This is a genomic window from Pseudomonas sp. TE3899 (assembly GCF_056279105.1).
This window is the reverse complement of record NZ_JBWBQR010000001.1, coordinates 869,104-895,568: the sequence shown is the minus strand read 5'-3', so window position 1 is coordinate 895,568 and position 26,465 is coordinate 869,104. Positions and strand designations below refer to the sequence as shown.

Here is a 26,465-nt window from a genome sequence, read left to right as displayed (position 1 = left end):
CACCCCTTGGGAAGATCTATTAACAGATAGGGTATCTTCTGAAAAACAGATACCCCATCGTCGGGAGAACTCATGTCACTGACCCTGCGCCAAGTCCGCTATTTCGTCGCCACCGCCGAGATCGGGCAAATTTCCCAGGCCGCGATTCATCTCAACATTTCGCAATCGGCGGTCACCACGGCGATCAAGGAACTGGAAGGAATGCTGGGCGCGCTGTTGTTCCAGCGCTCGGCCCAGGGCATGAGCCTGACCGATGCCGGGCGGCATTTTCTGAATCGCGCGTATGTGATTCTGCGCAGCGTCGATGACGCGATGAACAGCCCGTTGCCGGACATTCGCGCCAGTGGCCTGCTGCGTCTGGCGGCGAGTTACACGGTGATCGGCTACTTCCTGCCGCACCATTTGCAGCGGCTGGAACATTGGCATCCGGACGTGGCCATCGAAGTCCACGAACAGGAACGCACGGCCATCGAGGAAGGCCTGCTGGAAGGTCGATTCGACATGGCCGTGGTGCTCACCGCGAACCTCACGCACCCGGACATCGTCTCGGAAATCCTGTTCAATTCCGAGCGCCGGTTGTGGCTGCCCAGCCACCATCCGCTGTGCGAACGTTCGGCGGTCAGCCTCGCCGATGTGGCGAAGGAACCCTACATCCTGCTGACCGTCGACGAAGCCGAACAAAGTGCGATGCGTTACTGGGAACACGCACGCCAGCAACCCAATGTGCGGGTGCGCACCAGTTCAGTGGAAGCGGTGCGCAGCATGGTCGCCAATGGCAGCGGCGTGGCGATCCTCTCGGACCTGGTGCACCGCCCCTGGTCGCTGGAAGGCAAACGCATCGAAACCCTGACAATCACCGACAAGGTGACGCCCATGAGCGTCGGTTTGGCGTGGCATCGCGAGCGGGAATTCAGCCCGGCGATGCAGGCGTTTCGTAATTACTTCCACGATGCGTTTCTGGCGCCGCAACAACTGTCTGCGCGACGCTGAAAACCGCATGCACGATTTTCCAGCATTCGAATAACACCCTAAAAATCGGTGATGGTCGTCCCGGCAATCGTTTCGGCAAAGCCCATTCCGAACACTCGCCCAGGCGTTTCAAAACGGCGTCGGTTAGGCGGGTGTGATCAGTAGCCCACCCCGCGCACGCCACCCGATGCCCGGATCGATTCTCCGGTGATCCAATGCGAGTCCCCGGAGGCCAGAAACACGGCCAGCGGCGCAATATCTTCCGGCTCACCAAACCGGCCCAGCGGCGTGCCCGCGATCAGCCTTTCGCCAAACTCACCGGCGAAGTTACCGTCCGTAGCAGGTGTATTGGTGTGGCCAGGCATGATCGCGTTGACCCGGATACCGCGCGCCCCAAGCTCCCTGGCCAGGGCGAAGGTCAATGTGTCGACCGCGCCTTTGGTAGCCGAATACACACTGGAGGCCAGGTAGGGATCGGTGCTGAGAATCGAGCTGATGTTGATGATGCTGCCCGCATGGCCAAACAGTTTGACGGCTTCTCGAGCGGCCAACAGATAGCCGAGCACATTGAGGTTGAACTGCTGATGAAATGCTTCCTCAGTGAGGTCTTCGAGCATTTGAAACACCGCGACGCCGGCATTGTTCACCAGAATATCCAGGGTTCCGTAGTTGCTCCTGACGGCGTCGAACAAACGAATCACGTCGGCAGACTGGCTCATGTCCGCCTGAATGCCGACGGCGTTGCCGCCCAATGCCTGGATCTGCGCAACCACCGCATCGGCGTCGCTTTTGCTGGTCGCATAGTTCACCACCACCGTGGCGCCTGCGGCACCGAGCGCCTTGGCGATCCCCGCACCGATGCCTTTCGATGCGCCGGTGACCACTGCAATTTTGCCTTCGAGTTTCATGTCATGACCTTTTAAACAGGAGTGATGTGTCGCACCAGTATTCGCGCAACCGCCGGTCAAACGGTTGCCGGTTCTTCCCCGATGCTTGCCTATTCTTCTCGCACGCCTTGCGTTGTACGCGGGTCTGCGCCATGTTCGACCCCATGAATGAAGCAATGGATGAGCTGCGCAGCATCGTGATGCGCGCGCAAGACAAGTGGACGGATACGGGCCTTGCACGCGTGTCGATGGTCCGGGCCGAGGCGTGTGCGAATCAGGTGTATCAACCGATGCTGCACTTGGTGCTTCAAGGCTCCAAGACGTTGTCGATTGGCGATCAGGTGTTGCAGTACCCGCCGATCAGCTATTTCCTGGTGCCCGTGGACGTCCCCGCCACCGGCGAGATCTACCCTGGCGCCCCGGGCGAACCCTACCTCGCCATCAGCCTGACCCTGGACCCCAACGTCATTGCCACCTTGCTGGTGGATGAGGTCAAAACCGGCGAGCAGCCCACCGACAGTGGCTTTGCTGCGGTGACGGCGCCGACTGAACTGATTGACGCCTGGCTGCGGATGATGCGGTTGATGGATCGCCCAGACGAGGCGGCGGTACTGGCGCCGATGATCGAGCGAGAGATTCTGTTTCGAATCCTGCAAGGGCCGTTCGGCGCGATGCTGCGGGAAATCGCGCGACCCGATGGCCGACTGGCGCAGATCCGGCGTTCCACTTTATGGATCCGCGAGCACTACGCCGAACCCTTTCGTGTGGAACCCCTCGCGGCGATGGCGGATATGAGCGTCTCGGCGTTCTATCGTCACTTCAAAGCCATCACCGGCATGGCGCCCATTCAGTACCAGAAACGCCTGCGCCTGCTCAGGGCACGCTGGTTGCTGCTGTTCGATCCGCGCGATGCCGCTTCCATCGCCTTCACCGTGGGCTATGAAAGCGCCTCGCAATTCAGTCGTGAATATGCGCGCCTGTTCGGGATGCCACCGGGGCGAGATGCGGCGCGGTTCAGACCGCAATAAGCAAAAAAAACCCCGCAACCTCATGAGACGCGGGGTTAAAAAATTGGTTGGTTGCGGCCAACCAAAGGAGCTTCGTTGAAAACCGGTGACATTCCTGAGCAGCGTTTTCGATGGAGGCGATTCTCAACGTTTATCCGGCGGAGCAGAACTTGGCATTGGTGATTGTCACTATTAGTCGAACCGATGGTCGGGCGACGGGCACAAAAAAAAGGCAATAAAAAAAGGGGACAGATCTATTTTCTGGAAAATAGATCCGTCCCCTTTTTAGGGAATATGGCAGGGGCGGCTGGATTTGAACCAACGCATGGCAGGATCAAAACCTGCTGCCTTACCGCTTGGCGACGCCCCTGCAAGAGCGGGCGGGAATTTAACAACTTTCGCGCGCTCTGGGAAGCCCCCTGCTCAAACTAAATTTGTTTTAAAACAGCCACTTGTCATTTAAACCAACGGCTGATGGCTGGTAACGCAGTGAATACCGCCGCCCCCGGCGCTGATCGCGTCGATATTGAGCTGCACCACTTCACGGTCCGGGTAGAGCTGCGACAACAGCTCAAGAGCCTTGGCATCCGCTGTCTTGTCACCAAATTCGGGCGCGATGATCGCCCCGTTGATCACGAAGTAATTGATGTAGCCGGCCGCAAAATCCGGGTTGTTGCGGTTGAATTTGCTCTTGCGCGGCTTGAGCGGTGGCGACACGGTGTGGACCTGTAGTTTGCGACCCTGCGCGTCCGTGGCGTTTTTGAGAATGTCCAGATGCGCGCGGGTGACCTTGTAATCGAAGGATGCAGGGTCGTTGTCGAGGTTGGCGATCACCACGCCGGGTTTGGCAAAGCGCGCGTAGAAATCCACGTGAGCATCGGTGATGTCCTTGCCCTTGATGCCCGGCAGCCAGATGATTTTGCGCAGGCCCAATTGGGCTTTCAGTTCCTCTTCGACCTCGGCCTTGCTCCAGTCGGGGTTGCGGTTGCTATTGATCCAGCTGCTTTCGGTCATGATCCCGGTGCCATGGCCATCCACTTCGATCGCACCGCCCTCGCCCACCAGTTCGCTGCGCAGATAATCGGCCTGCGCGTTGCTCGCCACCCGAGCGGCCAATTGCGCATCCTTGCCATGCTGCTGCTTGTTGCCCCAACCGTTGAAGTTAAAATCCACCGCACCCAATCCGCCTTTCCCGTCGATGACAAAGTTGGCGCCGATATCGCGCATCCAGATGTCGTCGAGTTCGGTGATGACGTAGGTGACATTGCGCGTGCCGCAATGCTTCTCGGCCAACGCCCGCTCACGCTGACGGCAGAACACGGTCACCGGTTCATAGCGGGCGATGGTGCGCGCAATCAGGCCCAGGGCGGCTTGCACATCGGCGGTGAAATCGGCCCAGATCGCCTCCTGCGCGCCGAACGCGATGAAGGCCCGCTGGTGTTTGTCGCCCTCGTCCGGCATGTGCCAGCCCTGAGCCACCGCCGCTTGCACGCGCGTCAGCCCCAGGGAAGCGGCGATGCCCACACCGGCGACAACCGATGCCTGTTTGATGAAATCCCGACGCGTCGGCATGTAGTTCTCTCTGATCATTTCGCAGTGGCCGTCTTGAATTTAGTCCAGGTCCGCATGCGCGCTCGCATATCAGCCTGAGGAATGTCCTTGCCGGGAATCAGCCGTGCATAGGTGGCCTCATCAAGGTAGATATCCGGGTTGTTGCGCATCGTCGCATCGACATCCGGCCGGGCCTTGGCATTGGAAGTGGGATAGCCGGTGAAGTTACTGATGGCCGCCATGTTCTGCGGGCGCATGACGAAGTTGATGAACGCGTAGGCGTATTCCGGGTGTTGCGCGTCAACCGGAATCGCCATGGTGTCCATCCACACCGTGGTGCCTTCGCGGGGGATGCGGTACTGGAACGCAGTCTGCTTGCCGGCGCTGTCCGACGTCCGCTGCGCCTGGGTCATGTCGCCGCTGTAGCCGAGGGACAGGCACAGGTTACCGTTCACCAGGTCGGTCACTGGCTGCGACTGGAACTTGCGAATGTACGGCCGCAGTTTCATCAGCAGCTCACTCGCCGCCGCCAGGTCTTGCGGCTTGGCACTACGCGGTTCGCGACCGAGGTAGTTGAGCACCACCGCCAGCACTTCGTCGGGCGAGTCGATCATCGAGATACCGCAATCGGCGAATTTGGCGGCCAGTTCCGGCTTGAACAACATGTCCAGGCTGTTGACCGGCGCATCCGGTGCGCGTTGTTTGATCTGCTCGGCGTTGTAGGTCAGGCCGATGGTGCCCCAGGTGTAGGGCACGGTGGCGTTTTTCGAGAACGCGTAATGGGAGCGCAGCTTCTGCAAGCCGGGTTCGATATCGCCCACAGCGGTGAGTTTGGCTTGGTCCAGCGGCAACAGACTGTGGGCACGCATCAAGCGTTCGGCCACGGTGTCGCCGGGGAAGATCAGGTCGTAACCACTGCCGCCGGCGAGCATTTTCGCCTCCAGGGTTTCGCTGCCGTCCATGACGTCGTAGATCACCTTGATCCCGGTTTCAGCGGTGAATTTACTCAACGTGTCTTCGGCAAAATAATCGGCCCAGTTGTACAGCCGCAGGGTTTTCTCTTCGGCGTGCAGCGACGGCGCGACACACGCCAGTGCCAGGGCACCGAGCAGCAGTTGGTTGGCAATACGCATGTTCAAACCCCTTGAGTCGCCCAGCGTGAATGAAGATGACGACCGTCCTGGCTCAGCAGCGCGCCGTACATGTCCGGACGCCGGTCGCGGTAAATGCCCCAGCTCAGGCGCTCTTCGCGCATGGCGGCCAGGTCGAGGCTGTGGACCCGCACGCCGGTGCTGTCACGGTCGGCCTCGGCGAGCAATTTGCCCTTGTGGTTGCAGATGAACGAGGAGCCGTAGAAGTCCATTTGCAGGCCCGGATCGGTGGTCGCGACTTCGCGGCCGACCCGATTGGCCGCCACCACCGGCAGGATGTTCGCCGCCGCATGGCCGCGCATGGTCATCTGCCAGTGGTCGCGGGAATCGAGGGTGGCGCAGCCCGGTTCAGAGCCGATGGCGGTGGGAAACAGCAACACCTCGGCGCCCATCAACGCCAGGCAGCGCGCGGTTTCGGGGAACCACTGGTCCCAGCAGATCCCCACGCCGAGGCGCCCGAACGCCGTGTCCCAGACCCGGAACCCGGTATCGCCGGGGCTGAAGTATTCCTTCTCCTGATAGCCGATGGCGTTGGGGATATGGGTCTTGCGATACACCCCCAACAGGCGCCCGTCGGCATCGGCCACGCTCAGGGAATTGAAGTAGGCATTGCCGGCCTTTTCAAACCAGCTCAGCGGCAGCACCACCCCCAATTCCTTGGCCAATGCGGCGAAGCGCTGGAGCACGTGGCTGTCGCGATATTCTTCGGCGAGTGCCAGATGTTTATGGCTTTGCTCGATGCAGAAATACGGCGTGGCAAACAGCTCTTGTAGCAGGATGACTTGCGCGCCTTTGGCCGCTGCTTCGCGGACCAACTGCTCAGCCAGATCAAGGTTGTTTGGCAAGTCCCAGGTGCACGGCATCTGGGTGGTGGCAATCGTCAACAGGGTCATGGCTTCAACCCTCCACTGGCCAGGCCGGTTGTTGCTGGGTGATGCAATGCACCCCGCCGCCGCCATGGGCCAGGTGATTGATCCGCACCGGCACCACTTCGCGTCCCGGGAACGCCTGCGCCAAGACTTCGGCCGCCGCGTGGTCGGCGTCGATGCCATAGGCCGGCATGATGATCGCGCCGTTGGCGATGTAGAAGTTGGTGTACGAGGCACAAAACACTTCGGCGTCGGTGTCCACGGCGTCGCTGGCTTCGAACAGTTCGATCAGCTCGAACTTGCGGCCCTGGGCATCGGTGGCCAGTTCCAGGGCGCGACGGTTTTCCCGGGCCACTTCGGCGTACACCGACTGCTTGTCGTGGGTCGCGTCCACCAGCAATACGCCAGGACGGGCGAAGGCGCAGACGCCATCGACGTGGCCATCGGTCATGTCGCCGGTCACGTAATCCGGATCGCCCGGTAGCCAGATGGTTTTCTTCACCCCCAGCAGACGGCTGAAGATGTCTTCCATCTCAGCCTTGCTGGTGTCCGGGTTGCGATTGGCGTTGAGCAACACCGATTCGGTGGTGATCAGCGTGCCTTCGCCGTCGACATGAATCGCCCCGCCTTCGTTGCTCAGCGGTGTGCCGAAACACGGCAGGCCGAGGTGATTGAGTGCGCGGCGCGCCAGGCTTTCGTCGAGGTCGTGGGCCGACTTGCCGCCCCAGGCGTTGAAGCGCCAGCTCACACCGGCCAGGCCTTGTTGCGGGTGGCAGACGAAGCTCGGGCCGGAATCGCGGAACCAGCTGTCGTTCACCGCCAGCGGGATCAATTCGATGTTGCGGCCGCACAGCGCTTTGGCACTGGCGAGCGCCGACGGATCAACGACCATTTTCACCGGTTCGAAACGCGCGATGGCGTTGGCCACTCCGGCGAAATCCGCTTGCACTTGCGCCAAGGTGACGCGCCAACCGGATTCCCAAAGCGCTTGGTTGTGGGGCCACACCATCCAGGTCGCCGCATGCTTTACCCACTCTGCCGGCATCATCCAACCATTGTTGTTCTGTTGCATCACCAGTACCTTTTAGTTAAGACATTGTGTTCAATGAAATCTGTCTCGAAAGTCTTGGCATGCATGCTACGGCCGTAAAAACAGGCGAACAAACGATGGATTTAGTGGAAAACTGATTAGAGGAACTTATCGATATGCTCAAGCACTGGCCCCCGCTCAGTACCCTTCGCGGCTTTGAAGCCGCCGCTCGGCTGGGCAGTTTCCACAAGGCCGCCGCCGAGCTGAACCTGACCCAATCGGCGATCAGCCAGCAGATCCGCAGCCTTGAGGCCTACCTGGAACAGCCGCTGTTTTTGCGCAGTGGCCGCAGCGTCACCCTGACGGATGCCGGTCACGACCTGCTCAGCACCACCCAGGCGCTGTTGCAGCAATTGGCCGTGGGCATTCGTCGCCTCGGGCAATACCAGAAGCCCAATCAACTGGTGCTCAACACCACGCCGGCGTTCGCCCGTCACTGGCTGCTGCCACGTCTGGGGGATTTTCGAAGTCAGCATCCGGAGGTGGATCTGTGGATCTACAGCACCGATGAAGTCCCGGACATGACCACCCAGACCATCGATGTGGCGGTGCGCGATGACATCAGTTCCCAGGCCGAATGCAGTTTCAAAGTGCTGCACGCCGACCGCCTCTACCCGGCGTGTCATCCGCGCCTATTGGCGCTGCCACCGGCACAACGCACCACGCTGCATGGCGAGCGGGAGATGGATTGGAGTCATTGGGCGGTGGAGTCCGGCATCGATGTCGGCCAGCAGGATCAGGGGCTTAACTTCTCCGATCCCGGCCTGCTGCTGGACGCTGCCTGCGCCGGACTGGGCATCGCCCTGGTCAGCGAATTACTCAGTGGTCAGGCACGGGCCAACGGGTCGTTGCAACCCTTGGTGGAGCAAACCATTCGTGGCCCGAACTGGGCGCTGCTGACCCACCGCGACAGTGAAACCAACGCGCGAAGTTTCAGTGAGTGGTTGCTGAGTCAGCTGGAAACGGCCTGACGGCGCTATTCATGCGAAATCCGGCAACAGTGTTTGTCCCATTGCCGGCTATTTGAGGGAAAGGCAAACCCCTAGCATCGTCTCTACCCGCTGAGCAAACAGCCCGGCAGGCAAAACAACTAACCTTGAACGAGACGGTGAACATCATGAAACTCTCAAACATTGCTCTGTTTTTTGCGCTTGTCAGTGTGGGCGCACACGCATTTGCAGACGAGGCTGATTCAACTAACGCGACCCGCCAGCCACCGGTTGAAAATTACGCTTACGGCATGAAACCCGACATCCAGAATGTCATTTCGATTACCGACACTGGCAATGAGTGTGGCCCGGTCCCGGCGAAAATGACCTATGAAGATTCCGAGGGTCAACGCCACGTCATGGAATACCAAGTGATGGGCAGCGGCTGTTCTAACGGTTGAGGCCGGTGCAGACGATGGAGGGTCGACACTCCATACCTGCGGTCATCGTAACTTTGTTGAGCCGACAATTTTTTCATCAGCAGCCAACAAGCCTGGAATGTAGGTTTTAAGAAATTCCACCCAGGTCTTTATTTTTGCGTCCACGAACTTGCGTGACGGGTAGATGGCAAAGATATTCAACTCTTCAAGATGATACTCAGGCAGTACACGCACCAGCGTGCCTGCTTTCAAGCCATCAACGGCCGAAGCAATCGGCTGGATGCCGATGCCCATCCCGCTCAACAGCGCGACGGTCATGGCGTCTGCGGTGTTCACATGAAAGGGTGACAAGGGAACGGTCACCGTCTCCACGCCGTCCGGCCCCTCGAAAGCCCAGTTCTCTGCGGGCATCACCGTATTAACGATCTTCAAACAATCATGTGAAGCAAGAGCCGCCGGTGATTGCGGCGCTCCGCGTTTTTTCAAGTACGCGGGCGAAGCGCACAGGATGCTGTAGGTGATGCCCAGCCGCTGGGCGACAAACCCGGAATCGGGCAGATCCCGCGCCAGCACAATCGACATGTCATAGCCCTCCTCCAGCAAGTCCGGCAGCCGATTGGTCAGGGACAGATCGAACATGACCGAGGGTTGCGTCTCCCGGTACCTGGCGATGGCATCGATCACGTAGTGATTGCCGATGGCGGCCATCGCGTGAATCTTCAGCCGGCCAGCGGGCATGACTTGCGCAGTGCCCGCCTCTTCATCCGCCTCACGGACCTCGTCGAGGATTTTCTCGCAGCGTTGCAAGTAGCGCGTACCGGCTTCGGTCAGCGCCAGGCGTCGGGTGGTGCGGTTGATCAGGCGGGTTTGCAGCCGCGCTTCAAGACTGGAGACGGCTTTGGAAACGTTGGTGGTGGTGGTGTCCAGAATCTCGGCAGCCGCGGTGAAGCTGCCGCTTTGAGCGACCGTCATGAAAAAACGCATGGTCTCGAAAACGTCCATCGTTTACCTCTGGAGGATAGAAAAAAAGTAGTGGCGAACACCAAACCTGTGGCGAGGGAGCTTTTGTGGTGAGGGGGCAAGCCCACTCGCCACAAAAGCTCCCTCACCACAAGGTCAGTGTCAGGGCAGAGAATCCGGCGTTACGCCTGCTTCTTGCGTGGGATAAACCCGGGCACGCCAGTCTCCACCACCGAGTTGAATCGCACCCGGGTCGTAATCTCTTCCTTGATCTCACGCATGGCCCGCTGCGGCAAGGTAGCAATATCCATGTTCTCCTGAATATGGCTGGGTGTTGCCGAGGTCGTTAAAAACGCGACGCCCCGCTGTACCGACCAGGCCAACGCCACTTGCGCCGGGGTTTTCTGCAAGCGCTGGGCAATCCCGGTAATCACCGCGTCTTCCAGGACTTTCGGCTCCATGCCATGCCCCAGCGGCGCAAAGGCCAGGACGATGATTCCATGCTGCTGACAAAACTCCAGCAGTTCCCATTCCGGCAAGTAAGGATGGGCTTCAACCTGCACGACGGCGGGTTTGATCCGCGCTTGGGCCACGATCTCTTTCAAGGCCGGCAAGGTGATATCCGACAAGCCGATGGACTTGCACCGGCCTTCGTCCACCAGGCGTTCAAGTGCGCGCCAGGTCTCGATCAAGGTCACGCCGCGATCATAGATCACATGCCCAAACGCATCCCTCGGGTCCTGGTTATCACCGGGCTCAAAGGCAAACGGCGTATGGATCAGATAGCAGTCGATGTAGTCGACCTGAAGCCGTCGGCAACTGGCCTCGAAGGCCGGTTCGACACGCTCGGGGCGATGGTTGGTGTTCCACAGTTTGGTGGTGATGAACACGTCCTCGCGCCGGACCTTACCGGCCGCCAACACTTCCTTTAAAGCAACGCCGACCAGGTCCTCGTTGCGATACCGTTCCGCACAATCGAAATGGCGAAACCCGGCGTCCAGCGCATCCTTGACCGCTTGCGTCGTCACGCTCAGATCGCGAAACAGCGTGCCAAAGCCAACGGCCGGGATCTGGCCGGAACCGTGATTCAGCGGGAATCGGGTATCGCGAAGTCCATCGTGAAAGGCTTCATATGACATGTCTTTACTCCACTACCTGAGGCCGCAGCCGTTATTGATACGAACGTTTCGGTGCGTCGCCAGACGCCACTTTCTGCTCGAACACACCCACGCAATTACCGCCGAGCGCCACATACAGGCGCACGGTGTCGAGGTATTGCGCGGTCTTCACTCTGATCTGCCCCAGCAGCGCCTGCTCATAGGCGCGCTCGGCTTCCAGCACTTGCAGGATGCTGTTTTCGCCTTGGGCGTAGGCTTGCTGGTTCAAGCGAAAACTGGTGTCGGCCGCGCGCAACGCATCTTCCTGCGCGAGGTTTTGCTCGGCGTCATGGTTGATCGCTTGCAGGGTGTCGGCGACCTGGCCGAACGACTTGATGACCGTCTGCTGGTAGCCCGCGAGGGACGCCTGATAGCCATCGACGGCGGCCTGGCGTTCAGCCTTGAGCGTGCCGCCATTGAAGATCGGCGCCGTGAGCCCCGCCGCGAAACCCCAGAGTGCAGCGCCGCCATTGCCGGAAGCGGCCTGGGCCAGCGACGCGGAAAGTTGTATGCGGGGATAGAGATTGGCGGTCGCCACGCCCACCGCCGCGCTGGCCATGTGCAGCTCGGCCTCGGCTTGCAGGACATCCGGGCGGTCGTGGGCCATTTCAGAAGGCAGACTGACCGGCACGTTGGACGGCAAGGTAAATTCGGCCAGTTCGAACTCCGGCGCAATCCAGTCACCCGGACCTTTGCCGGTCAGGATCGACAACGCGTGGCGCGCCGAATCACGCTGCTGCGCGAGGGGCGGCAACAGCGTGCGGTCCTGGGCGAGCCGGGTTTCAGCCAGCGACACATCGATCTGGGTGGTGGCACCACTAACGTTTGCCCGGCGCACGAGGTCGAGGTTCTTCGCGTCATTGGCCAGCAGCTTTTCAACCGCTTGCATCTGTGCGTTGGCAGAGGCCAGCAACAGTGCCTGGCTCGCGACGTCGCCGGTCAGGGTCAGGTACGCCGCCTCAAAGCGATGTTTTTGCAGCTCGGTGAACGCTTGCTGCTGTTCCACCAGCCGCTTGTTACCGCCAAAAGCGTCCAGGTCGAAGCCGACCCGCGGCCCGATTGCGTAGAAGTTGGAAACCGAGGCCTCGGGGGCATTGTGGGTGCGTTGGCGACCGGCCTGCGCCGCAAAATCGACTTGCGGATACAAGGCGCCCTCCGCCGCCGCGACCGAGGACGCCGCTTGCCGAATCGTTGCATCCGCCGCCACCAGCTCAAGATTGCCGTCGATGGCGCGCCGCACCAGCGCATCGAGCTTGGGCGAACGGAACGCCGTCCACCAATCACCGTAGAGCTTTTTGCCAAGGACAATCTGCCGGGCCAGTCGCTGCTCGGCCTGCTGGTCATAGTGCTGCGACTCGCTCGGCGCCGGGGTTTTAAAGTCCGGGCCAACGGTGCAGGCGGAGAGGAACACCAGGAACGACATCGCCGCGACCAGATGTCTGTTGCTGAAAAGCGCATGAGTTTTCATTGGGCAGACTCCACGACAAGTTAGAAGGTCGGAACCGGTTTGCGAAGAAACAGAACCAGCGGGCTCACCACCAGCATGGCCACCATCAAAATCTTGAACTGGTCGATGACCGCGATAAACGCCGCCTGACCGGTGATCATTTCGTTGAGCCCGCCCAGTGCCTGCTGGGACATCCCATGGGCTTGGCCGCGATATGGCGTGATGTGGCTGGCCAGCGCCAAGTGCATCGCCTGGGTGTTGTTGAAGAAGAATGTCTGCACCACCGCCACGCCAATCGTGCTGCCGTAGACACGGGTCAGATTGAAGAAACCGCTGCCTTCGGGGCGCAGCCTGGGGTCGAGTGTGTTGAACGCCACCTTGCTGATCGCCGGCATCAGCACACCGAGGCCGACACCCTGGATCGCACCCGCCATCGCCACCGGCGGCCAGTCCATCAACGGCGAATAGCCGAGCATCAGCCCGTTGCCATACACCACCAGCGCGATGCCCGCCGCCACGAAGAATCGTTGGTCGAGGTGTGCGGGAACACGGCCCATCAGCAGGAAGGCCCCAACCAGTCCCACGCCGCGCGGGATCGTCAGGCAGCCGGTCAGTACTGGCGGGTAGCCGAGAATCTCGTCGAGCATCGGCGACGTCAGCGCCATGGTCGACAGCAGCACGAAACCGAGGGCGAAAAAGATGATCGTCGAGCACACGAAGGTGCGGTCCCGGAACAATCCCTTGTTGAGAAAGTGGGTGTTCGCGGTCAGTACGTGCACGACGAACAGGTACAGCCCGAGTGCCGCCGCCACCGCTTCCAGCCAGATTTCGGGCGAGGCAAACCAGTCCAGGCGCTCACCGCGATCGAGGAACATTTGCAGGCCGATCATGCCCAGGGTGAAGGTGCCGACGCCGAAGAAATCCAACGTTGGACGTTGCTCGGCTTTCTTCTTGGCCAGCAACAGCGTCACCACCAGAAAGATCCACGCCGACAACGGAACACTGACGTAGAACAGCGAACGCCAGCCGTGATACTCGCTGAGCCAACCGCCGATGCTCGGGCCGGTGGCGATGCCCAACAGCACGATGGCGGTGAACACCGTGGCGAATTTCGCCCGCCGCGCTGCGGGCAATGTCTCCAGGGCAATCGCCATCGACAGCGGTGCCAGTACGCCACTCGCCACGCCTTGAACCATCCGTGCGCCAACGAACTCCAGCGAGGTGGTCGCCGCTGTGGCGAGCAGCAAGCCGAGGACAAAAATCGCCAACGCGGCCTGGTACACACGCTTCAAGCCAAAGCGCCCGGCGAGCCACTGCGCAACCGGCAAGGTAATGGCGCTGGCAGCGAGGTACGCGGTGAATATCCAGCCGGCCTGGTCGTCGGTCATCGACAGGCTGGCCTGAATAAACCGCAGCGCCGAGTTCGGCAGCGGCAGGTTCGCCGACTGCATATAGATCGCCAACAGCGCGGCGAACCTTAAGATTCCCGTGTTCATCAGCCATCACCCCGCCGTCAGCAACGATTTGAGCGGATACCACCAAGGCGTGCGAAACCCGGTATCGACCTTGACCGTAGCGCTGGTGCCGGAGAACAGCGGCAGCGCCGGATCCACCTCATCGAGTTCCAGTCGCACCGGTACGCGCTGAACGACCTTGACCCAGTTGCCGGTCGCGTTTTCCGGCGGCAGCAAGGCGAAGTCCGCGCCGGCGCCGGGGCTCATGCTGGTGACGTGGGCTTTGAACAGGTGATCCGGGTAAGTATCGATACGGATCGTGGCTTCCTGGCCGGGGCGCATGTGCGTCACCTCCGTTTCGCGGAAATTGGCCTCGACCCAGACCTGACGGTCGGACAGCAGCGCAAAGGCTGGCGCGCCGTTGTTGACGTAGTTGCCCACCTGCAAATCGTCGACCTTGGCAACGATGCCATCGTCCGGCGCATACACCGTGGCGTAGGAAAGGTAGAGCTGTGCTTCGTCGAGCTGCGCCCTGGCTTCATGCACCGTCGGGTGGTTGTCGGCATCGATGTTGGGATCACCGTTCAGCGCGACGACGGTACTGGCGATTTGTTGTTCGATCGACGCGATGCGTTGCCGGGACACTTTGAGGTCGGTGTCGGCGCGCTCGTAAATGGCCCGAGAGACGAACTCGGTCGCGACCAGCGCTTTCTTGCGGGCAAATTCCTTTTGGTCGAAATCCGCCGACTCTTTGGCCGATTGCAGCTCAGCCTGTTGCTGGCGGTAACTGGCCTTGAGTCCATCGATGCGCAGCCGCGCCATGCTCAGCTGTGCCTGGGCACGGTCAACCGCGATCTGCAGGGGTTTCGGGTCGATCCGAAACAGCACCTGGCCCTTGCGAACCGACTGGTTGTCCTCGACCGCGATGTCCACCACTTGCCCGGAAATTCGCGCATTGATCGAGGCCTTGGCCACCCGGGCATAAGCGTTGTCAGTCGAAACAAAGGACTCGCCCGCGACGTAATGGGCATAGCCGACGGCGGCGAAAATGACCGGCACACCGATTATCAGCCAAGGTCGCAGTTTCTCTTTGAGCGGCTTGCTGATGGGCGCGTCCGGCCCTGGATGCTCGACGGCGGGTGACGCTGAGAGATCGAACTGTTTGGTCATGATCGAATACACCTGTAACCGGGAAATTGGGGACAGCATCCACATCAACAGCCATACCGTGCGCGGCCGGGAGGATCGCTCCACCGCGCCTGTTTCGTCGCCGCAACACCCTGTTCGAGCTCCGCTTCAACAAACCTTCAAGCCAAGGAATTTTTGGTTCCTTATTTTTGTGCGATGATGTAAGAATATCGGCGAGCCCATCATTCATCAAGAGTTTTATACGACATGGCACAAAAAAAGATCACTGAGGGAAAAGGTCGCGGCCGCCCTCGCGCATATGACCCGCAGACTGCGCTGCAACAGGCGCTCGGGGTGTTCTGGAATACCGGTTATTCCGGCGCGTCCCTGGACAGCATCGCCACGGCGGCGGGCATGAATCGCCCCAGCCTCTATGCCGCGTTCGGCGACAAGCACGCGCTGTACATCAAGGCGCTCGAGCAATATTGGGAATTTGCCGCCGCCGACATGCACGAGGCGCTGACAGACACCTCACTCACCTTGCGCGAAGCGTTGATGCGCTTTTATGAGGGTCAGTTATCGATCTACTTTTCCGGCGAGGGCCAACCGCGAGGCTGTTTTGCGATTGGCACGGCCACCACCGAAGCGGTCGAGGATCAGGAAATACGCGATGTGCTGTCCGATCGGCTGAGCCGGCTGGATGCCGATCTTGAGGCGCGTCTGCAAACGGCAGTCACTGCCGGCGAATTGAAAGCCGATGCCGACCCGGCGGCCCTGGCGGTCCTCGCGTCATCCCTGCTGCACAGCATTTCGATACGCGCGCGAGCGGGCAAATCCCGGGCTGAATTGACGGAACTGGCGCGCAATGCGGTCAGCGTCATGTGCGGATGAGGGGCTTTTAAGGTGGGACTCGAAGACATTCTGGCCGAGCAACTCGCCGTGATTTTCTGCGGCATCAATCCGGGGATGATGGCGGCGGCCCAGGGTCATCATTTTGCCGGCCGGAGTAATCGCTTCTGGCGCACGCTGCATCTCGCCGGTTTTACTCCGCAGGAAGTGCGCCCGGAAAATGATCGGACGATCTTGCAGTATCAGTGTGGATTAACCGCCGTGGTTGACCGCCCCACGGCGCGCGCCGATCAACTGTCATTAAAGGAATTCAGCGCTGTCGCCGCGGACTTCGAACAGAAGATCACGCGTTATGCACCGCGCTTCGTGGCGTTTCTCGGCAAGGCCGCGTATGGCGCGTTAACTGGCCAACGGGAGATTGCTTGGGGGTTGCAGCCCAAGACCTTTGGCGGCGCGGCGGTGTGGATTCTGCCGAATCCGAGTGGACGAAACCTGGCGTTCGCCCTGGATCAACTGGTGGACGCATACCGCCAGCTGTATTTAGCCGCGATCAATGAAGCAAGACTCCGGTAGCATTGCCCTCAAGGATCAATCCCCCTCAAGGAAGCTTCAATGCTGTTCACCCAACGCTCGACCCACACCCCGCTTCTGCTGTGCCTGGCGATCTTCATCACGTTCTGGCTGGTGCAGCTCAACGCGTTCAACATCATCGTCTGGAGCTACAACTTCTGCCATTTCCTGTACGGCTTGTGCGCCGCACTGCTGTTGGGCTACGTGACGATTCCGACGCGGTTTTTCAAGCAGTCCCTGCGAGACAATTTCCATGCGCTGAAAACCGGCATCCCGTGGAGTCCCTGGGGCGGATTGATCATCGTGGTGTTCCTCTCGGCGTACAACGAGATGTACGTTGACCCGCGTGAGAACGGCATCCCGTTCAGCGCCGCCTACCAGAACTTTGTCGCCGATATGTTGGGCCTCGCGCTGTGCCTGATCCTCAGTCACTTCACCTTCCGCGACCGCCTGGGCAACACGCGAACGGACTATTCGACTGGCTCTGAAGTGAGCTCGATTCGCCCCGCGTGATCAATGCTGGCTCATCAAGCCATGCATCACCCCGAACCGTAACCCCGGCTCGGACGGTGTCATGTGCGAGATGCCAAACACCTTGAACGCCGCCAGCATGACCACCAGGCCGCCGGGCAAGATGCTCAGTCGATGGGGTTGCAGCCCGGCCAGCTTGAGTTGTTTGACGTGCCCGACTTCGAGCAGGCGCAATGACAGGCGCAGCAACCCGCCGTAGGTGATGCCGCTCTGGTCATCGTCGTTCAAGCCGTTGGCCTTGAGCACTTTGGCCAGCATCCGCGCGGTGCCGGACGAGCCGATGGTCTGCTGCCACCCCAATGCGCGATAACGCCGGGCGACTTTTTCGAATTGCAGCGAGGCCACGCGTTCGGCCTCCAGCAGAGCCTGGGCGGTGATGCGACCGCCATGAAAGTAGCGCGAGCCGAAGGTGCCGCTGCCGATGGCAATGCTCTCGGTGATCAGTGGCTGAGTGCCCCGGCCCAGAATCAACTCAGTGGAGCCGCCGCCAATGTCCACCACCAGCCGCTGACTCTCTGCACCCGGCAGCGTGTGGGCCACACCGGCGTACACCAGTTGTGCCTCTTCCTGCCCGGTGATCACGTCAATCCGAAACCCCAGGTGCCGCTCGGCGCTGGCCAGGAACAGCTGCGCATTATCGGCTTCGCGCACCGCGCTGGTGGCCACGGCCCGTACCCGGCACGACTCAAAGCCACGCAGCTTCTTGCCAAATCGCGCGAGCGCCTGCCAACCGCGATCCAGCGCCAGCTCATCGAGCGCCCCACCCTGGAATCCCTCGGCCAGCCGCACCGGTTCACGCAGGGTTTTCACTTCCTGGATGACGAACCGCTGGTTCCGTTTGACCGACTGGCCAATCATCATGCGAAACGCATTCGACCCCAGGTCAATGGCCGCAAACAGAGAGGCGTCACCTTTCATGGTAGGAATTCCTGGCAGATTCATCGGCCCGCCATCGGAGCCTGGAAGACGGTTTGTGAAGAGCTTGCCATGGCCTAGGTGACACGAAGATGACAGCGCCTGCGCAAAGTCCTACGGCTGTTTCGTCACGACTTCGTCATATCTCCCGGAATACCATCGCCCACGCCATCTTCCACGGGAGCGTCCCACCATGCTTGCGAACAACGACACCCTGATACAGCGAATCCACCGCGAGCTGCTCGATCACAGCGACGAAGAGCTGGAACTGGAACTGCTGGAGGACGGCCACAACCTCGATGAGCTGTTTGACGGTCACGTCGACGAAGGTAGCGAAAAGGAAGAGAGACGCCGCTATTTCAGCGAATTGTTCCGCCTGCAAGGCGAGCTGGTGAAGCTGCAAAGCTGGGTGGTCAAGACCGGGGCCAAGGTGGTGATTCTGTTCGAAGGCCGCGATGCCGCCGGCAAGGGCGGTGTGATCAAGCGCATCACCCAGCGCCTCAACCCTCGGGTCTGCCGCGTCGCCGCCCTGCCCGCCCCGAATGATCGCGAACAAACCCAGTGGTACTTTCAGCGCTACGTCTCGCACCTGCCGGCAGCCGGCGAAATCGTGCTGTTCGACCGCAGCTGGTACAACCGCGCCGGGGTCGAAAAAGTCATGGGGTTTTGCAATGACGATCAGTACGAAGAGTTTTTCCGCACGGTGCCGGAGTTCGAACGGATGCTCGCCCGTTCCGGCATTCAGTTGATCAAATACTGGTTTTCGATTTCCGACCAGGAACAGAACCTGCGCTTTCTCAGCCGCATCCACGACCCGCTCAAGCAATGGAAACTCAGCCCCATGGACCTGGAGTCCCGCCGGCGCTGGGAAGCCTATACCAAGGCCAAGGAGATCATGCTTGAACGCACCCACATCAGCGAGGCGCCGTGGTGGGTGGTGCAAGCCGACGACAAGAAAAAGGCCCGTCTCAACTGCATCAACCACCTGCTTGGGCAAATGCCCTATGAAGAGGTCGAACAGCCGACGATCCAACTGCCGCAACGGGTGCGCCAGGAAGATTACTCGCGCAACCCGACGCCACCGGAACTGATCGTGCCGCAAGTCTATTAAACGTCATCATTCTGTAACCTGAGGGCGTCAATACTCAGGTCATACACCGCGTGCTTTTTTTATGGCTGCCTTAACCGGCGGCTTTTTTTTGCCTGTTGTTCAGGGTGCCGGATAGCCTTCAACCTGATCCGGCCAAGAGGTCAGCACTTCGAAGCCGTCATCCGTCACCGCCACCATGTGCTCCCACTGCGCCGACAGCGACAGATCCTTGGTCACCACCGTCCAGGCGTCCGCCAGGGTTTTCACGTGGCGTTTGCCGGCGTTGAGCATCGGTTCGATGGTGAAGATCATCCCGGTTTTGAGCTTCAGGCCCTGGCCCGGATAGCCGTAGTGCAAGACCTGCGGTTCATCGTGGTAGACCTTGCCGATGCCATGCCCGCAGTACTCGCGCACCACGCTGTAACCGTCGCGCTCGGCGACACTCTGGATCGCGTGGCCGATGTCGCCCAGGGTCGCGCCGGGGCGCACCACGCGGATGCCGGCACACATCGCTTCATAGGTGGTCTGCACCAGGCGGCGCGCCTCCGGGCTCGGTTCGCCGACGAAGTACATGCGGCTGGTGTCGCCGTACCAGCCATCCTTGACCACGGCAATGTCGATGTTGACGATGTCGCCGTCCTTCAGCACCTGAGGCGACGGGATGCCGTGACACACCACTTCGTTGACCGAGGCACACACGGTTTTCGGAAAACCGTGATAGCCGACGTTGCCGGGAATGGCTTTTTGCACGTTGACGATGTAGTCGTGACACATCCGGTCGATGTCGTCGGTGGTGACCCCCGCCTTGATGTGCGGCGTGATCATCGCCAGCACTTCGGCCGCGAGTTTGCCGGCGATGCCGGACTGGGCGATTTGTGCCGGGGAATTGATCGGGACGCCTGCTTTCACTGCACGGTTCATTGCACGGCTCCGGCGACGGCGGGCGACGCTTCGGCGAGTGCGCATACCTGTTGCAAATCGAGGCCGCCGGCTTGTTCGGCACGGATCAGCAAACGGCAGATGGCGTTGTGGTCCAGATCGGGATGCAGCTCGGCGAGCATCCCGATGCGCATCCAGTGTTCGGCCTGAGCGTTGATCGAGCGGCTCAGCGCATTGCTGGCGACGCGCAGATTCTCATGCATGTCTTCTGAAATTTTGACGATTCCCACAAATCCACCCGATATGAAATGCATATGAAACGTATACTACTTGACTCCATACGGATGTCGCAAACCCCGATTAGCGTTTTTCTGTCCTGCGGCGCTTTCGCTTGGGCACAATCGATCTAAAACGCCCGCGCCGGGCATCAGGTGATGGGCTATTCTGAAGTGGTAGGTGAAGACGCAGACTGATGCGCAAGAGGATAGCGAGAACGCGTGGGGCGCGCTCCGAAGGGTACACGGTTAGAAAGATCTCCGCGCTGAGATCCAGCCCTTATGCCGTGTGAGGCAGTGACGCACAAAACGTTGCTGTGAGAGGCCTGATAAATCTCGTAAGCCGGAGACCAGCACCGGCCACCTACTCACATTCCAAAGCCCGCCTTGTGCGGGCTTTTTCATGGCGTATCGATCCTGGCCTTGATGGCATGCCCCGCCAAACGCCACAGACTTAAAAGCCCGGCTGAACCGGGCTTTTTCACGTTTCAAGCACCCTCGCCAAGCGGCGAGGCACTGTGCTTACTGAACGTTGTTCAGCTTGATCACATCACCCGAAACCTTGGTGGTGTAACCGGTCAGGACGTAGGCCCAGAACCAGTTTTCCTGCACCTGGGTGTTGATCATGGCGTCGCCGCCCTTGGCCTTGATCGCCGCGTCTTGTGCGCGAACGAAACGGTTGTTCTGCTTGATCGGGATGCAACCGAGCAACAGCATGCCAGTGGCGGTCGCTTCGCTGTGGCCCAGGACAGTGTATTGGCTGCTGTCATAGTGCTGGGTCTTCATCGCGGTGCCGGTGCAACCTGCCAAAACCAGACCGAACAAAACAACGGCAACCACTTTACTGAGGTAATTCACGGTGTAACTCCATTAGAAGAAGCCGGGATCCGTCTCCCGAGCGGCGCATACTCTAACGGACGTAGTGGCAAATTGGTATCGCCGCTGCAACTTCCCTTTCAAATGGCTGACTGGACCACACCTCGCTCCTCCAGCAAACGCACAAACATGGTCAGGCTTTGCGACACCGTGCCGCGACGCCACACCAGCCAGGTGCGCAAATAACGGAAGGATTCCGACAGCGGCCAGATACTCACGGTGGTGCAGCCGGGCATGCTGTCGAGCATGCTGCGGGGCATCAGCGCCAGCCCGGCCCCGGCGCTGACGCAGGCGAGCATGCCGTGATAGGACTCCATCTCGAAGATCTTGCCGGGCACCGAGGCATCCTGGTTGAACCAGCTTTCGAAGTGGTGGCGGTACGAACAATTGGAGCGAAACGCATAGATGTTTTCGCCGTTGACGTCCCGCGCGCGGTGGATCGGCGCATGGTTGAGCGGTGCGATCACCACCATCTCTTCCTCGAACGCCGGCACGCCTTCCAGCGCCGGGTGCAGCACCGGGCCATCGACGAATGCGGCGGCCAATCGCCCCGAAAGCACACCGTCGATCATGGTCCCCGAAGGACCAGTGGACAGGTCCAGCTCAACCTTGGCGTGCTTCTGGTTGTAGGCGGCCAACAGCTCGGGAATCCGCACCGCCGCCGTGCTCTCCAGCGAACCCAGCGGGAAAGACCCTTGCGGCTCTTCACCGGCCACCGTGGCCCGGGCTTCCTGAACCAGGTCGAGGATGCGCCGGGCATAGTCGAGAAAACTCCAGCCGGCCGGCGACAGGCGCAAGCGGCTTTTCTCGCGGATAAACAGGTCAACCCCCAGATCCTGCTCCAGTTGCTTGATCCGCGTGGTCAGGTTCGACGGCACCCGGTGGATGTGCTGGGCGGCCGCGCTGATGCTGCCGTGTTCGGCGACGGCCTTGAAAATTTCGAGCTGGACCAGATCCAAGTCATTCTCCAAACGTGAACGTTGCGCTCAGTATTATTCAGTTTCCAGAAAACTACCACCGCCGTAACCTGAGCGCATCCCCACCCAGCAGGACGGTGCCATGACCCAGGTTTCCAGTCACACTCATGCGATTTCGATCAACCCCGCCACGGGCGAGCAGATCGGTCACTACCCTTTCGAATCCGCCGCGGCACTGGACGCCGCCCTTGCCCGCGCCGCCGCCGGGTTCAAGGCCTGGCGCCGCACGCCGGTCGAACAGCGCGCGCAATCGCTGATCGCCCTGGCTCAAGCCCTGCGCGATGACGCGCAAAACCTGGCACACATGATCACCCTGGAAATGGGCAAGCCCACCACCCAGGCCCGGGGTGAAATCGAAAAATGTGCGCAATTGTGCGAGTGGTACGCCGAACACGGCCCCGCCATGCTCAGTGCCGAGCCGACGCTGGTTGAAGGTGGCAAGGCGCGCATTGAATACCGTCCGCTGGGGCCGATTCTGGCCGTGATGCCGTGGAACTTCCCGATCTGGCAGGTGCTGCGTGGCGCCGTTCCAGCGCTGATCGCCGGCAACACCTACGTGCTGAAACACGCGCCCAACGTCATGGGTAGCGCTTATCTGCTGCGCGACGCGTTCCAACGCGCCGGTTTCGCCGACGGTGTGTTCGAAGTGATCAATGTCACGCCGGAGGGTGTTTCCACCGCCATCAAAGATCCACGCATCGCCGCCGTCACCCTCACCGGCAGCGTGCGCGCCGGCATGGCCATCGGCGCCCAGGCCGGTGCCGCCCTGAAGAAGTGTGTGCTGGAACTGGGCGGTTCCGATCCGTTTATTGTGCTCAACGACGCCGACCTCGACGACGCCGTCAAAGCCGCCGTGATTGGCCGCTACCAGAACACCGGGCAAGTCTGCGCGGCAGCCAAGCGCTTGATCGTCGAGCAAGGCGTTGTCGAAGAATTCACCCGCAAGTTTGTCGAGGCGACGCGCCAACTGGTGGTCGGCGATCCGCAGTCCAGCGCCACTTACATCGGCCCCATGGCCCGTTTTGATCTGCGCGATGAGCTGGACCAGCAAGTCCGCGACACCCTGGAAGAAGGCGCGACCTTGCTGCTGGGCGGCCAAAAGGCTGAAGGCCCTGGCAACTTTTATGAGCCGACCGTGTTCAGTAACGTCACCGACCAGATGACCTCGTTCAAACAGGAACTGTTTGGCCCGGTCGCCTCGATCATTACCGCCCGGGATGCCGAGCATGCCGTGGCGCTGGCCAATGACAGCGAGTTCGGCCTGGCGTCGACGATCTACACGCGCAATCTCGATCTCGCCAAACAGATGACCGACGAACTGGAAACCGGCGGCGTGTTCATCAATGGCTACTGCGCCAGTGACCCGCGCGTCACCTTCGGCGGCGTGAAGAAAAGCGGCTTTGGCCGTGAGCTGTCGCACTTCGGTGTGCGGGAGTTCTGCAACGCGCAGACGGTGTGGCTGGATCGCCGCTGATTGCACCGACATATCTGGGAGCGTTTAGCTCCCGGGTTTAATTCAGGTTGGCGGATTGCCCGGCCCTGGTCGAACAAACCATTGCCCGGTAATCCGCCCACCCCAGTGCTCCCCTTCCTGCTCCTGCTCCAACGTGAACCCCACGTCTTCATACAGCTTGCGCGCCGCATCCAGACCTTTGAACGTCCACAGCCGCGTTGCCGTAAAACCGCATTCGTCACAAAACCGCATGGCTTCAGCCAGCAAGCGCTTCCCGGCGCCTTGGCCCCGCGCGCTGTCATCCAGAATGAAACAACGCAGCACCGCGCCCCCCTCTTCGCCTTCACCATCGATGGCAATCGAACCGACGATGCGTTCGCCGTCCAGCGCCGCCCACACCTCATTGCGCGGGTTGTGCAGACGCCCCATCAATTCGGCCATGTCGGAGGCGACCAGGCTTTCGAACGGCTGACCGAAGTTCGCGACTTTGGCGTAGTAGCAGGCATGCATTTCGACGATGCGGCCGATGATGCCGGGACGGTAGCCCCGAGCAATCTGCAACGTCACCTTGGGCGGTTCGGTGCCCAGGCGTTGGGATTGCAGGGCTACAGCGTAATGGCCCAGGCCTTCACTGACGGCCTGTTGTTGCGCCGGGCTCAAGTGCGTCATGGCGGCACCGACCCGTTGGTTGGCGAAGGCCTCCACCGCGCGCAAGGTCTGGCGGCCCTGGTCCGTGAGTTGCAGTTTTTTCGAACGTGCGTCCTGCTCATTCGGCACTTCTTCGATCTCGCCGGCCTCGATGAGCTTGCGCACCATGCGGCTGACGCTGGATTTTTCCAGGCCGAGCAGCGCCACCAGTTCCACGGCGGTCAGCGATTCGCGGTTGCCCAGTTCCACGAGGGTGTGCACGGAGGACGGCGGATAGTCGGTCGCCGCCAGGGTCGCCTGCATAAAACCCAACTCTCGCACCATCAGGCGCGACGCCGAACGAACGTGGTGGATCAGGTTGGAATCGGTCACGGCGCACACCTCCTGGGAAACAGTTATTTAGTTGTATCGCACAACAAAATATCCGTCAATCGAGGCGAGCGGTGTGATGACCGTCCGTAACCCTGCCCAAGGGCGCCCTGCGGCTTAACTATCCTTAACCACACAGAGCAATCCGGAGCCGGGATCTTGATAAGGAGCAGCCACTTCAACCGAGTACCCCATCATGAAAATGCTACTGACGGTCGAGTTCCCACCTGAACCTTTCAACACGCTGGTGCGCGCCGGCAAAGTCGGTGAAATCATCGGGCGCGTGCTGGAAAGCCTTAAACCCGAAACGGTCTACTTCACTGAACAGGACGGCAAGCGCGGCGGGATTTTGCTGATCGACGTGCAGGATGCCTCCGACATCCCGCGTTTCTCCGAACCGTTCTTTCTCAACTTCCAGGCCAGCTGCAAATTCCGCATCGCCATGAGCCCGCAGGATCTGCAAAAGGCCGGTCTGGAGGCGCTCGGCAAAACCTGGGGCTGATCAGGCCCGGCGTCCGCGACTGGCCAATGCAATGGCGAGCGCGACGACCATCAGCGCGGCGGCCACCGCAAACGTCATCCGCAGACCGGCAGCGACGGCTTCGGGGGCGGCCGTCGTCAGGTCGGTCGTCGCCGAAGCGAAGGCAAACACGGCACCGATCACCGAGGCACCGGTGATCAACCCGAGATTGCGCGACAAGCTGAGCAGGCCGGACATCACGCCGCGCTGCTCCGACGGTACGTCCAGCATCACCACGGTGTTGTTGGCGGCCTGGAACAGCTGATAACCCGGGGTCAGGATGACGATGGCCGTCACGTAGCCTGCCAGACCGAACCACGCCGGCAACACGGACAGCGCAATTGAACCCGCCGCCATGGCGACCAGCCCGAGGATGACCATGCCCGACGCGCCGAACCGGTCAACCACCCGCCCCGCCGGCAAGCCACTCAACGCGGAGATGACCGGACCGATCGACATCACCACACCGACCACGGCCAGGTTGAGTCCAAGCCCACGGGAAAGGTAGAACGGCCCGACCACCAGCGTTGCCATCATCACCGTCGACACCAACACGTTGGTGGCGAGGCTCCCGCTCAGCGATGCATCGCGGAACATCGCCAAACGGATCAACGGCGAATCCACCGTCGACTCGACGAACACGAAGAGGCCGGTGCCCAAAACAGCCCCGCACAGCAGCGCCACATTGAGCACACCAAAACTGCCCCGGCCCAAGGTCATGGCGAGGGAATAGGCAGCCAGCGTCAACGCCAGCAGCAACGTGCCCACAGGGTCGAAACCACCACGCTTCGGCTCTCGACAATCGGCTGGCAGATACAGCCAGGCGAGCGAGAACGTCAGAATCCCCAGCGGCACGTTGATCAGGAAAATCGCCTGCCAGCCGAACCCGGCAATCAGCACGCCGCCCAGGGATGGACCAAGCGCGGTGCCAATCGCCGACATCGTCCCCAGCAAGCCCATGGCACTACCGGTCCTTTCCTTCGGCACCACCTCACCGATAAACGCCATGGACAGCGCCATCATGATCGCCGCGCCAAGGCCCTGCACCGCCCTGGCGCCAATCAGCAGCCAGAGCGACGGCGCCAGGCCGCACGCGGCGCAAGCCAGGGTGAACAGCACTATGCCCGTCAGCAGCAAGCGGCGACGGCCGATACGGTCGCCGAGCCGTCCAACGCTGACGATCAAGGTGGTGATGGCGAGCAGATAGGCGAGGACGATCCACTGCACGGCCTGAAAGGACGCGCCGAACACTTCGGCTAACGCCGGCAAACCAACATTGGCGATGCTGGTGCCCAGCGATGACAACAGCATCGACAACGACAGGCTGGCGAGCACCCAACGCACCGAAGGTGTCCGTTGTGCACTGGCGGCGAGGGTCTGATCGGGGTGGGTCATGAAGGTGAGCTCCTTGGCTGGATGTCCACAGCGTACGGCCCGTCCTGACAAGGCGGAAGACGCACCGTTTGCACATTAC

27 protein-coding genes and 1 tRNA gene are annotated in these 26,465 nt (G+C 60.8%); 10 read left to right on the top strand and 18 right to left on the bottom strand.

Annotation, left to right across the window (positions count from 1 at the left end):
* The first annotated feature begins 72 nt into the window (after positions 1-72).
* Positions 73-990: a LysR family transcriptional regulator gene (locus tag ACZ89E_RS04060; RefSeq protein ID WP_149659802.1), complete on the top strand. Its 918-nt coding sequence runs from the start codon at positions 73-75 to the stop codon at positions 988-990.
* A gap of 137 nt (positions 991-1,127) precedes the next feature.
* Here the strand turns inward: ACZ89E_RS04060 and ACZ89E_RS04055 are convergent, their stop codons facing one another.
* Positions 1,128-1,877 carry an SDR family NAD(P)-dependent oxidoreductase gene (locus tag ACZ89E_RS04055; protein WP_476254904.1) on the bottom strand — a complete coding sequence of 250 codons (750 nt, stop codon included), beginning with the start codon at positions 1,875-1,877 and terminating at the stop codon, positions 1,128-1,130.
* Between the two features lie 143 nt (positions 1,878-2,020).
* On the opposite strand from ACZ89E_RS04055, the gene ACZ89E_RS04050 reads away from it, so the two are divergent.
* Positions 2,021-2,884 carry an AraC family transcriptional regulator gene (locus tag ACZ89E_RS04050; protein WP_476254903.1) on the top strand — a complete coding sequence of 288 codons (864 nt, stop codon included), beginning with the start codon at positions 2,021-2,023 and terminating at the stop codon, positions 2,882-2,884.
* 274 nt (positions 2,885-3,158) lie between these two features.
* On the opposite strand, the gene ACZ89E_RS04045 is transcribed toward ACZ89E_RS04050, so the two are convergent.
* The 5 genes from ACZ89E_RS04045 to ACZ89E_RS04025 all read right to left on the bottom strand — a co-directional run bounded on the left by ACZ89E_RS04045 (position 3,159) and on the right by ACZ89E_RS04025 (position 7,506).
* Positions 3,159-3,233: transfer RNA gene (locus tag ACZ89E_RS04045), tRNA-Gln, on the bottom strand.
* Between the two features lie 89 nt (positions 3,234-3,322).
* Positions 3,323-4,435, bottom strand: a complete 1,113-nt coding sequence (locus ACZ89E_RS04040) for an agmatine deiminase family protein (RefSeq protein ID WP_476254902.1) — start codon at positions 4,433-4,435, stop codon at positions 3,323-3,325.
* Positions 4,436-4,449: 14 nt separating this feature from the next.
* Positions 4,450-5,547 (bottom strand): extracellular solute-binding protein, encoded by a 1,098-nt coding sequence (locus ACZ89E_RS04035; RefSeq protein ID WP_476254901.1) that lies wholly within the window; start codon positions 5,545-5,547, stop codon positions 4,450-4,452.
* Positions 5,548-5,549: 2 nt separating this feature from the next.
* Complete coding sequence (gene aguB / locus ACZ89E_RS04030; protein ID WP_476254900.1) at positions 5,550-6,458, bottom strand: N-carbamoylputrescine amidase; 909 nt, start codon at positions 6,456-6,458, stop codon at positions 5,550-5,552.
* Positions 6,459-6,462: 4 nt separating this feature from the next.
* Entirely contained in the window at positions 6,463-7,506 is a 1,044-nt protein-coding gene (locus ACZ89E_RS04025) for an agmatine deiminase family protein (RefSeq protein ID WP_476254899.1), read from the bottom strand.
* A 134-nt stretch (positions 7,507-7,640) separates the two neighbouring features.
* Here ACZ89E_RS04025 and ACZ89E_RS04020 point away from each other — a divergent pair, with 134 nt between their 5' ends.
* A complete protein-coding gene (locus ACZ89E_RS04020; RefSeq protein WP_149659809.1) occupies positions 7,641-8,495 on the top strand; it encodes a LysR family transcriptional regulator in 855 nt (284 codons plus the stop codon).
* Between the two features lie 146 nt (positions 8,496-8,641).
* The gene (locus ACZ89E_RS04015; protein WP_476254898.1) at positions 8,642-8,914 is read left to right on the top strand and encodes a DUF2790 domain-containing protein; all 273 of its coding nucleotides are present in this window, start codon (positions 8,642-8,644) and stop codon (positions 8,912-8,914) included.
* A 42-nt stretch (positions 8,915-8,956) separates the two neighbouring features.
* Here the strand turns inward: ACZ89E_RS04015 and ACZ89E_RS04010 are convergent, their stop codons facing one another.
* The 5 genes from ACZ89E_RS04010 to ACZ89E_RS03990 all read right to left on the bottom strand — a co-directional run bounded on the left by ACZ89E_RS04010 (position 8,957) and on the right by ACZ89E_RS03990 (position 15,081).
* Positions 8,957-9,895 (bottom strand): LysR family transcriptional regulator, encoded by a 939-nt coding sequence (locus tag ACZ89E_RS04010; protein ID WP_476254897.1) that lies wholly within the window; start codon positions 9,893-9,895, stop codon positions 8,957-8,959.
* A 140-nt stretch (positions 9,896-10,035) separates the two neighbouring features.
* Entirely contained in the window at positions 10,036-10,992 is a 957-nt protein-coding gene (locus ACZ89E_RS04005; protein WP_463257804.1) for an aldo/keto reductase, read from the bottom strand.
* 31 nt (positions 10,993-11,023) lie between these two features.
* A complete protein-coding gene (locus ACZ89E_RS04000) occupies positions 11,024-12,478 on the bottom strand; it encodes an efflux transporter outer membrane subunit (RefSeq protein WP_476254896.1) in 1,455 nt (484 codons plus the stop codon).
* Positions 12,479-12,498: 20 nt separating this feature from the next.
* Positions 12,499-13,953: a DHA2 family efflux MFS transporter permease subunit gene (locus tag ACZ89E_RS03995; protein WP_476254895.1), complete on the bottom strand. Its 1,455-nt coding sequence runs from the start codon at positions 13,951-13,953 to the stop codon at positions 12,499-12,501.
* A 6-nt stretch (positions 13,954-13,959) separates the two neighbouring features.
* Positions 13,960-15,081, bottom strand: a complete 1,122-nt coding sequence (locus tag ACZ89E_RS03990; protein ID WP_476254894.1) for an HlyD family secretion protein — start codon at positions 15,079-15,081, stop codon at positions 13,960-13,962.
* Positions 15,082-15,306: 225 nt separating this feature from the next.
* Between ACZ89E_RS03990 and ACZ89E_RS03985 the strand changes: the two genes are divergently transcribed.
* The 3 genes from ACZ89E_RS03985 to ACZ89E_RS03975 are packed head-to-tail and all read left to right on the top strand — an operon-like array spanning position 15,307 to position 16,971.
* Positions 15,307-15,930 (top strand): TetR/AcrR family transcriptional regulator, encoded by a 624-nt coding sequence (locus tag ACZ89E_RS03985; protein ID WP_149659816.1) that lies wholly within the window; start codon positions 15,307-15,309, stop codon positions 15,928-15,930.
* 12 nt (positions 15,931-15,942) lie between these two features.
* On the top strand, positions 15,943-16,461 hold the full coding sequence (gene mug / locus ACZ89E_RS03980; protein ID WP_476254893.1) for a G/U mismatch-specific DNA glycosylase: 519 nt from the start codon (positions 15,943-15,945) through the stop codon (positions 16,459-16,461).
* A gap of 39 nt (positions 16,462-16,500) precedes the next feature.
* On the top strand, positions 16,501-16,971 hold the full coding sequence (locus ACZ89E_RS03975) for a hypothetical protein (RefSeq protein ID WP_149659818.1): 471 nt from the start codon (positions 16,501-16,503) through the stop codon (positions 16,969-16,971).
* On the opposite strand, the gene ACZ89E_RS03970 is transcribed toward ACZ89E_RS03975, so the two are convergent.
* Positions 16,972-17,907: a Ppx/GppA phosphatase family protein gene (locus ACZ89E_RS03970; RefSeq protein WP_149659819.1), complete on the bottom strand. Its 936-nt coding sequence runs from the start codon at positions 17,905-17,907 to the stop codon at positions 16,972-16,974.
* A 190-nt stretch (positions 17,908-18,097) separates the two neighbouring features.
* Here ACZ89E_RS03970 and ppk2 point away from each other — a divergent pair, with 190 nt between their 5' ends.
* Positions 18,098-19,015, top strand: a complete 918-nt coding sequence (ppk2, locus tag ACZ89E_RS03965) for a polyphosphate kinase 2 (protein WP_149659820.1) — start codon at positions 18,098-18,100, stop codon at positions 19,013-19,015.
* 99 nt (positions 19,016-19,114) lie between these two features.
* Here ppk2 and map read toward each other — a convergent pair whose 3' ends face one another.
* The 4 genes from map to ptrR all read right to left on the bottom strand — a co-directional run bounded on the left by map (position 19,115) and on the right by ptrR (position 21,983).
* Positions 19,115-19,915 (bottom strand): type I methionyl aminopeptidase, encoded by an 801-nt coding sequence (map, locus tag ACZ89E_RS03960; protein WP_372242350.1) that lies wholly within the window; start codon positions 19,913-19,915, stop codon positions 19,115-19,117.
* Entirely contained in the window at positions 19,912-20,163 is a 252-nt protein-coding gene (locus ACZ89E_RS03955) for a ParD-like family protein (RefSeq protein ID WP_149659821.1), read from the bottom strand. Before ACZ89E_RS03955 ends, map begins: the two co-directional genes overlap by 4 nt.
* 507 nt (positions 20,164-20,670) lie before the next feature.
* The gene (locus tag ACZ89E_RS03950) at positions 20,671-21,006 is read right to left on the bottom strand and encodes a hypothetical protein (protein ID WP_149659822.1); all 336 of its coding nucleotides are present in this window, start codon (positions 21,004-21,006) and stop codon (positions 20,671-20,673) included.
* A gap of 98 nt (positions 21,007-21,104) precedes the next feature.
* Positions 21,105-21,983 (bottom strand): putrescine utilization regulator PtrR, encoded by an 879-nt coding sequence (ptrR, locus tag ACZ89E_RS03945; RefSeq protein ID WP_463257812.1) that lies wholly within the window; start codon positions 21,981-21,983, stop codon positions 21,105-21,107.
* 100 nt (positions 21,984-22,083) lie between these two features.
* Here ptrR and ACZ89E_RS03940 point away from each other — a divergent pair, with 100 nt between their 5' ends.
* The gene (locus tag ACZ89E_RS03940) at positions 22,084-23,475 is read left to right on the top strand and encodes an aldehyde dehydrogenase family protein (RefSeq protein ID WP_476254892.1); all 1,392 of its coding nucleotides are present in this window, start codon (positions 22,084-22,086) and stop codon (positions 23,473-23,475) included.
* Positions 23,476-23,517: 42 nt separating this feature from the next.
* Here ACZ89E_RS03940 and ACZ89E_RS03935 read toward each other — a convergent pair whose 3' ends face one another.
* Positions 23,518-24,426, bottom strand: a complete 909-nt coding sequence (locus tag ACZ89E_RS03935) for a GNAT family N-acetyltransferase (RefSeq protein ID WP_476257015.1) — start codon at positions 24,424-24,426, stop codon at positions 23,518-23,520.
* Between the two features lie 241 nt (positions 24,427-24,667).
* On the opposite strand from ACZ89E_RS03935, the gene ACZ89E_RS03930 reads away from it, so the two are divergent.
* Positions 24,668-24,973, top strand: coding sequence for a panthothenate synthetase (locus ACZ89E_RS03930; RefSeq protein ID WP_463257814.1), 306 nt, complete (start codon positions 24,668-24,670; stop codon positions 24,971-24,973).
* Here ACZ89E_RS03930 and ACZ89E_RS03925 read toward each other — a convergent pair whose 3' ends face one another.
* On the bottom strand, positions 24,974-26,386 hold the full coding sequence (locus tag ACZ89E_RS03925) for an MFS transporter (RefSeq protein WP_476254891.1): 1,413 nt from the start codon (positions 26,384-26,386) through the stop codon (positions 24,974-24,976). It abuts the gene before it with no gap.
* Between the last annotated feature and the right edge of the window lie 79 nt (positions 26,387-26,465).